This window comes from Streptomyces antarcticus (assembly GCF_026627255.1).
Classification (GTDB): Bacteria; Actinomycetota; Actinomycetes; order Streptomycetales; family Streptomycetaceae; genus Streptomyces; species Streptomyces antarcticus.
The window spans coordinates 1-5,733 of sequence record NZ_JAPNLM010000070.1 but is presented as its reverse complement, the minus strand read 5'-3'; the positions used below and the strand labels follow the sequence as shown (position 1 = coordinate 5,733).

Genomic DNA, 5,733 nt, shown 5'->3' with positions numbered 1-5,733 from the left:
GGGGAGTCACCACTGAGGTGACTCCCCTCAGCCATGCGTTCCCCAACTCGCGGCGAGGACGGGACGAAACCAAGGATGGCGACCCCAGCCGGATGCCGCGGCCGGACCGGCCCCGAACGGTACGACGTCTGCCACGCACACATCCAGGCGCAGCCGCATAAAGCGCAGCCAGTGCCGCAGACGCCGCCCCGGTCGACGGACCGATCAGCACCACGCCCCGCCCAGCAGGGTCAAGGCCACGACCTCGTACCCGGACCACTGCGCCCACCAGCCGGTCGCGGCCAGCGCCGTCCCCGCCAGCGCACTGCCACCCGCCCGGCGCTGCCTGCCCGTCACCACCATCCGCTTCCCCCTTTCCGCGCATTTCTCGCTGATCAGGCTGTGGGCCCGGCGGCCGCCTCGCGGGCCGCGTGCTGCTGAACTTCCTCCGACTCGTCGAGTCCGCCCAGACCCGCTGGCGGGCGATCACCGGAGCCCACCTGATCGCACTGGTCCGCGCGGGCGCCAGGTTCGAGAACGGCGTCCTGGTCAAGCACGAGCAAGCCACGGCCGCTTGAGAAACCGCACGGCCAGGGGGCAAGGCCCGGGCACGAATCAGGACGCCGCGCCCAGGAACCCCAAGGCCGTCGAGATGTTCTGCGACAGGTCGATCACACTGTCCAGCACCAGTCGGTCGTCGGCCCACGGAACGAACTCTTCCCGTCGCCGCTCCACCGTCTCCCACGTCGGCTCGTAGAAGCCCTCGATCTCCCGCGACCGGCCCTCAAGCCGCTGACGGTGCACCGCCGGATCAGAACACACCACCTCGATGAACACCACCGGCACGCCACGACGAGATGCCAGCGACCGCCACTGCGCCCGCTCCTCCGCCACCGCGTTGACCGCATCGACGATCACCGTTTGGCCCAGGGCCAGCACGCCGTCCGCCACCGCCTCGGCCACCACATACGCGGCGAGGCCCGTGGGCTGACTGCGAGCCACCCCCGCCCGCGACATCGCGGCCTCGATCGGATCCACCGACACGACCGGAGCGGCCAACTTCCGCCCCAGTCCCTCGGCGACCGAGCTCTTCCCCGCACCAGGCAGCCCCGCCATCACGATCAACATGAGCCCAGCCTCGCATTGCCCGGGCGGCCAGCCAGGGAACTCGGCCCGCTCATTCAGCCACATCGCCATCCACAGAATTTGACAATTGCTCGTTGACGCTGGCCCCCTCCCTGCATGGCTGATCAGACGGCCGGGTCGGCGTAGTCGCCAAGCGGTCTGAGCTTGGCGTTTATCCTCTGCGGGCTTGGTGTTCCTTGATCGACTCGGCGCGTTTGATCGTCTTGCCGACGCTGTGATGGCTGGCCCGCTGGTTGTCCGCTACCTCGTGGACAACGGCGTCAAGTGGCGGGCGATGCCAGCCGACTTCCCGCCGTGGGACCGGGTCTACGCGTTCTTCCGCCGGTGGCGCGACCACGTGCTGGTCAGGGAGTTCCACGACCGGCTGCGCGACCGGGTCCGCCAGAAGGCGGGGCGGGATGTGGAGCCGACGGCCGGGGTGATCGACTCGCAGTCGGTCAAGGCGGACGCCGTCGTCGGCGCCGACAGCCGCGGCTTCGACGGCGGCAAGCTGATCAACGGCCGCAAGCGGCACGTCGTGGTCGACACCCTTGGCCTGCTGCTGGGCGTGATGGTCACGAGCGCGGACATCGGTGACCGCGCCGCCGCGAAGGTGCTGCTCGCCCGCGTGGCCGACGCCCACCACCGGCTGGAACTCGTCTGGGCCGACGGCGGTTACACCGGCAGCCTCGTCGGGCACTGTTTGGCCGTGTTCGCCCTGGTCCTGGCGATCGTCAAGCGCAGCGACGACACGCGTGGCTTCGTGGTGCTGCCCAAGCGGTGGATCGTCGAGCGTCTCTTCGCGCACCTGATGCGAAGCCGCCGCCTGGTCCGCGACTTCGAGCGCCACACCACCAGCGCCGAGGCGATGGTCTACTGGTCGATGACCATGATCATGACTCGCCGCTTGGCCCGGCCACATTCCGCGCGATCGTGAAACGGCCCGGCTGACGCTCGGCCAGCCAGCCGCGTGCGACCAGACGTTTCGCCTTCGACCGCAGTGCCTCCACCTTCGCCGGCACCGCGTCCAGCCCGAACGAGACGGCCATCTCCTGGCAGGTCAGCGGCCCCTGATGGAGGCGATGCCGGTCCGCGAGGGCCTGCAGGATGCGCTGGTAGTCCACCGACAGCACCGACGCGTCCAGCCCCTCGCGCCACACCGGCACCTGCGACTTCGGCTTCGCTGCCATCGACGCCGATGATGCCTCCTCCACCTGTCCCTGGGCCGGCATCGTCCGTTCGGTCCGGGCGTGATCTTCGGTCTCGTCCACCGGACCCAGCACCTCGCCGACCCGCGAGCGGGCGATGACCCACTCCTTCCATTCCCGCTCGGCCACGGCCAGCTCGGCCTGGACGCGGTCGGCCTCCTCCCGCAGCTCGTCCACACGACGGCGGGCACCCAGCTCACGCTGTTCGAGCAACCCCACGACCGACGGCATCCACGGCCTCCCCAGAGACGACGACACGACAGGCCACCACTCCCACCAGATCGCCGAACCTATGCCTGACCAGCAAAAACACCGCCCTCAGGTTCGGTACGACAACACCTACTGAGGTGTGCTCGACGTCGGCCTCGGACACTGGGATGGTCCCTCGTGAGGAGACCCGGCGCCAGCCTATTGCCGAGCCGCGACGCGAATTCCGGACGACAAGTTAAGGGGGCGCCCTCGACCCGCGCCCGGGTGGTCGCATGGGGCAGGGCTGGGAGGGCTCACCTGCGGCGCCTACTGGTTGGTCTGTCCCTGAAGTTCGAGGACGCCGTCACCGAGTCGGATCAGCCCGACGTCGAAGGAGCCGTTGGGCGGGCTGAACCGGGCGCCTGGGACCTTGAGTGGGCTGTCGGTCAGGAGGCTGCCGATCTCGTCTGTGGTGTGGCCTGCGGCCCAGCGCAGGCATCGCTCGGCGTTGCTGCGGCGGGCCGGCGCGAGGTGGGCGCGGTGGCGGAAGGTGGACCACCAGAGGTTGGCGCGGGCCAGCAGGGCGCTGCGCAGGGCGGTGGTGGGTGTGGGTGCCCAGTGGGGGGCCATGGCAGCCTCGCCCGGGGTCAGGCCGGCCTGTGTCCAGGCAGGCTTGCGACGGTCATCGCCCTGCTTGGCGAGGTGTGAGGGACGTCGTGTCTCCTCCTCCAGCAGGTCCTGCATGTCCCGGAGTGAGACTTCGCCGATGCTCTCGCGTACCTCGATGCAGCCGCCGGTCGGCAGATGGTGCAGCAGCAGCGCTTTGCGAGTGACTCGTTCAAGGCGCAGGCCGGGAATCCCGGAGACCTCGGAGGACGCGTCCGGGAACGTCCGGACGTAGCCTCGATGCCGCCGGGCAGGGTGGTCCTCTTGCAGACCTGGCCCGTTGCCGTCACGCAGTCCGGGCCCTTGGCGGAGGTGTCCGGGCCCGACGGACGCACCGAAAAGAACCTTGATCATCAGGAGTCGCGTTCGTCGCTTCCAGTCCGGCGGATCATCCGTGAATGACCACACTTGGGCGAATCACTCATTTCGTCACCGAGAACGTACCAGGCCCTGGACCGCTACGCGCCCGGCGCCCGGTACTGGACTCGTTCGGCTTTGCGCAGGGCAACCATGGTTTCATCGACGGTCAGGAGAACTGTCGTCTCGAACGAGCTAAGCGCGCCGCCTCCGCTGATCGCGAGCGCAACCGCGGCCATGGACACATTGTCGGGGGCCTCCCACAGGCTGTAGCCGTCGTGCGTGCCGAAGGCGTACCAGAAGCCGTGGAGCTTGCCGCCAACGGACTCGATGTACGACTGAGCAGCCTTTGCGCGGTCCTCGGGGTTGACGATCAGCCTCGCCCAAGTCTCCGGTGTGTAGCTGAACCTCGATAGATAGAGCGGCATCATGTCTCCCTTTCGTTTCACCAAGGGATGCCCCGGCGGGGCGGGAAACGCGCCGGATGCGGCCGCGTATCCCCCGAACGGCTGTGGACGATGACGGCACGGCCACGGCCAACGGGTGCGCGACCTACCCGGGCGCTCTGGCCCTGCTTCGTGCACGGTGGCTGATACGTCCGCGTACGGTTCGGTCCGCGTGACCACCTGGTGCCCTCGCGGAGGCGTGGGACAGTGGGACCTCGGCGTGGACGCCGGCCCGCCGTGAGGCGTACGCCAACGACCAGGGGCAGCCGTCCTCCCTGGTCGCGGTGACGGCACGCTCGAACCGGAGCAAGTCCGACCAGGACCCCGCGGAATGGGCCGCCGTCGGGGTTGACCGGCCCCCTGCCGCGCCAGCTTGTGAGGCTGGACGGACACGGGTGCGGCTCCTTGCCCCCCTACCCGCCGGCCGCAGAGCGGTGGGGCTGAACTGTCCCGGCCCCTGGCCGGTCTGCTTGTGTCGGCGGGCCGCCGCTTTCTTCCGGGGTGGCGGCCCTGGTGCTGTCGTGACATGGGGGCGTGGGACCGGGCAGAGCAATGGCGCTGTGCCCGGTGTAGCGCTGGGGCGGGTTCGACGGGAGCTCCTTCGGTTGCTTGTGGTGTGGGTCAGCGACGCATGTGGCAGGGTTCCGTAGAGGCTGGCGACGGCGGTGATGACACCGGCGAAGCCGGCTTCGCCGACGGTGAGGTAGATGCCGGCGCAGGTGGCGAGGAGGGCGATGAGTACGACGGTGTCGTGATGCCGGTTGCGTGGCGAGGCCCTGGGTCATCTCGCAGTCCGCCAGGGCGCCAACGTCCGCTTCGCCAAGACCAGCCGCATCCTCGCGGACCTGGCCGGCGGTCACGCGGACCGGACCTGGGCCAAGCGGATCCGCGAGTTGGTACGGCCCGACGTGCTCATCCGCGACGACTTCGCGATGCGCCAGCTCACCGCGGCCCAGGCCGACGACCTCTACGAGCTCGTCAGCGAGCGGCAGGGCCGGTCCTTGATCATCACCAGTAACCGGGCGCCCAGCGACTGGTATCCGCTCTTCCCCAACCCCGTCGTCGCCGAGTCACTCCTTGACCGGCTCATCAACACCAGCCATCAGGTCATCATGAGCGGCCCCAGCTTCCAGCCGAACAAACGCCCCAAGAGCCACACCGACAAGCCGCCTATCAGCTAGGCACGCGGTCAGGCTCACCCACTCCGGACAGATGCCGATCGAGCTCCTCCATCACCCGGTTGCGGAGGAGCTCGTACTCCTCACGGAGCCGACGCCACTCGGTCACGGGCGGCCGCGGGATGACGGTGCCGCCAGTGACGATCTCCTCCGGCCCAAACTGTTCCCGGGTGAGGTCGATCTCGATTCCCAGCCCTATGCGGTTCCACCAGTGGTAGTCCCTGAACTCACCGTTGACCTGGACCTTGCCGCGGATCAACTCACCGCCGAGCAAGTCGTTGAGGACCATGGCGGTAACACCGCACTGATCCCGGGCTGGGTTGTCCAAGCTCCAGTGCAGCCGGTCCTCCGGCGGGCACGTGTCAGCTCCCCAGCTGCTGCGGACGGCACGCTCGATGTCAGTAAGAAGCAACGGCATCATGGCGAGCATCCTCGCACTGGCCACTGACATTGATACTTGAACCGTTCCGGGTTCGGTAGAGACTCGATTAGATGAAAGGATCGAGTCATGGCACGTCCTTCTTCCTATCCCCTTGAGCTGCGCAAACGAGCGGTCCGTATGGTCGCCGAGGTTCGTAGTGACTA

7 protein-coding genes and 3 pseudogenes are annotated in these 5,733 nt (G+C 68.4%); 4 read left to right on the top strand and 6 right to left on the bottom strand.

The window, feature by feature from the left end:
- Positions 1–204 precede the first annotated feature (204 nt).
- Complete coding sequence (locus tag OTB16_RS38995) at positions 205–336, bottom strand: hypothetical protein (protein ID WP_267727673.1); 132 nt, start codon at positions 334–336, stop codon at positions 205–207.
- Positions 337–428: 92 nt separating this feature from the next.
- Here OTB16_RS38995 and OTB16_RS38990 point away from each other — a divergent pair.
- Positions 429–557: pseudogene (locus OTB16_RS38990) on the top strand (IS256 family transposase); the annotation flags it as partial.
- Positions 558–594: 37 nt separating this feature from the next.
- On the opposite strand, the gene OTB16_RS38985 reads toward OTB16_RS38990, so the two are convergent.
- Complete coding sequence (locus OTB16_RS38985) at positions 595–1,107, bottom strand: P-loop nucleotide/nucleoside kinase family protein (RefSeq protein ID WP_267727669.1); 513 nt, start codon at positions 1,105–1,107, stop codon at positions 595–597.
- 235 nt (positions 1,108–1,342) lie between these two features.
- Here OTB16_RS38985 and OTB16_RS38980 point away from each other — a divergent pair, with 235 nt between their 5' ends.
- On the top strand, positions 1,343–2,041 hold the full coding sequence (locus OTB16_RS38980) for an IS5 family transposase (RefSeq protein ID WP_267727667.1): 699 nt from the start codon (positions 1,343–1,345) through the stop codon (positions 2,039–2,041).
- On the opposite strand, the gene OTB16_RS38975 is transcribed toward OTB16_RS38980, so the two are convergent.
- The 3 genes from OTB16_RS38975 to OTB16_RS38965 form a co-directional block, all read right to left on the bottom strand.
- Positions 1,998–2,543 (bottom strand): hypothetical protein, encoded by a 546-nt coding sequence (locus OTB16_RS38975; RefSeq protein WP_267727665.1) that lies wholly within the window; start codon positions 2,541–2,543, stop codon positions 1,998–2,000. The two genes, OTB16_RS38980 and OTB16_RS38975, sit on opposite strands and share 44 nt — an antisense overlap.
- Positions 2,544–2,828: 285 nt before the next feature.
- Complete coding sequence (locus tag OTB16_RS38970) at positions 2,829–3,245, bottom strand: hypothetical protein (RefSeq protein WP_267727663.1); 417 nt, start codon at positions 3,243–3,245, stop codon at positions 2,829–2,831.
- 380 nt (positions 3,246–3,625) lie between these two features.
- Positions 3,626–3,952 carry a GYD domain-containing protein gene (locus OTB16_RS38965; protein WP_324290307.1) on the bottom strand — a complete coding sequence of 109 codons (327 nt, stop codon included), beginning with the start codon at positions 3,950–3,952 and terminating at the stop codon, positions 3,626–3,628.
- Positions 3,953–4,158: 206 nt separating this feature from the next.
- Here OTB16_RS38965 and OTB16_RS38960 point away from each other — a divergent pair.
- Both OTB16_RS38960 and OTB16_RS38955 read left to right on the top strand, forming a co-directional pair.
- A pseudogene (locus tag OTB16_RS38960) lies at positions 4,159–4,344 on the top strand (HNH endonuclease); the annotation flags it as partial.
- Between the two features lie 396 nt (positions 4,345–4,740).
- Positions 4,741–5,151: pseudogene (locus OTB16_RS38955) on the top strand (ATP-binding protein); the annotation flags it as partial.
- On the opposite strand, the gene OTB16_RS38950 reads toward OTB16_RS38955, so the two are convergent.
- Entirely contained in the window at positions 5,144–5,569 is a 426-nt protein-coding gene (locus tag OTB16_RS38950) for a YunG family protein (RefSeq protein WP_267727675.1), read from the bottom strand. The pseudogene OTB16_RS38955 and the gene OTB16_RS38950 overlap by 8 nt on opposite strands.
- Between the last annotated feature and the right edge of the window lie 164 nt (positions 5,570–5,733).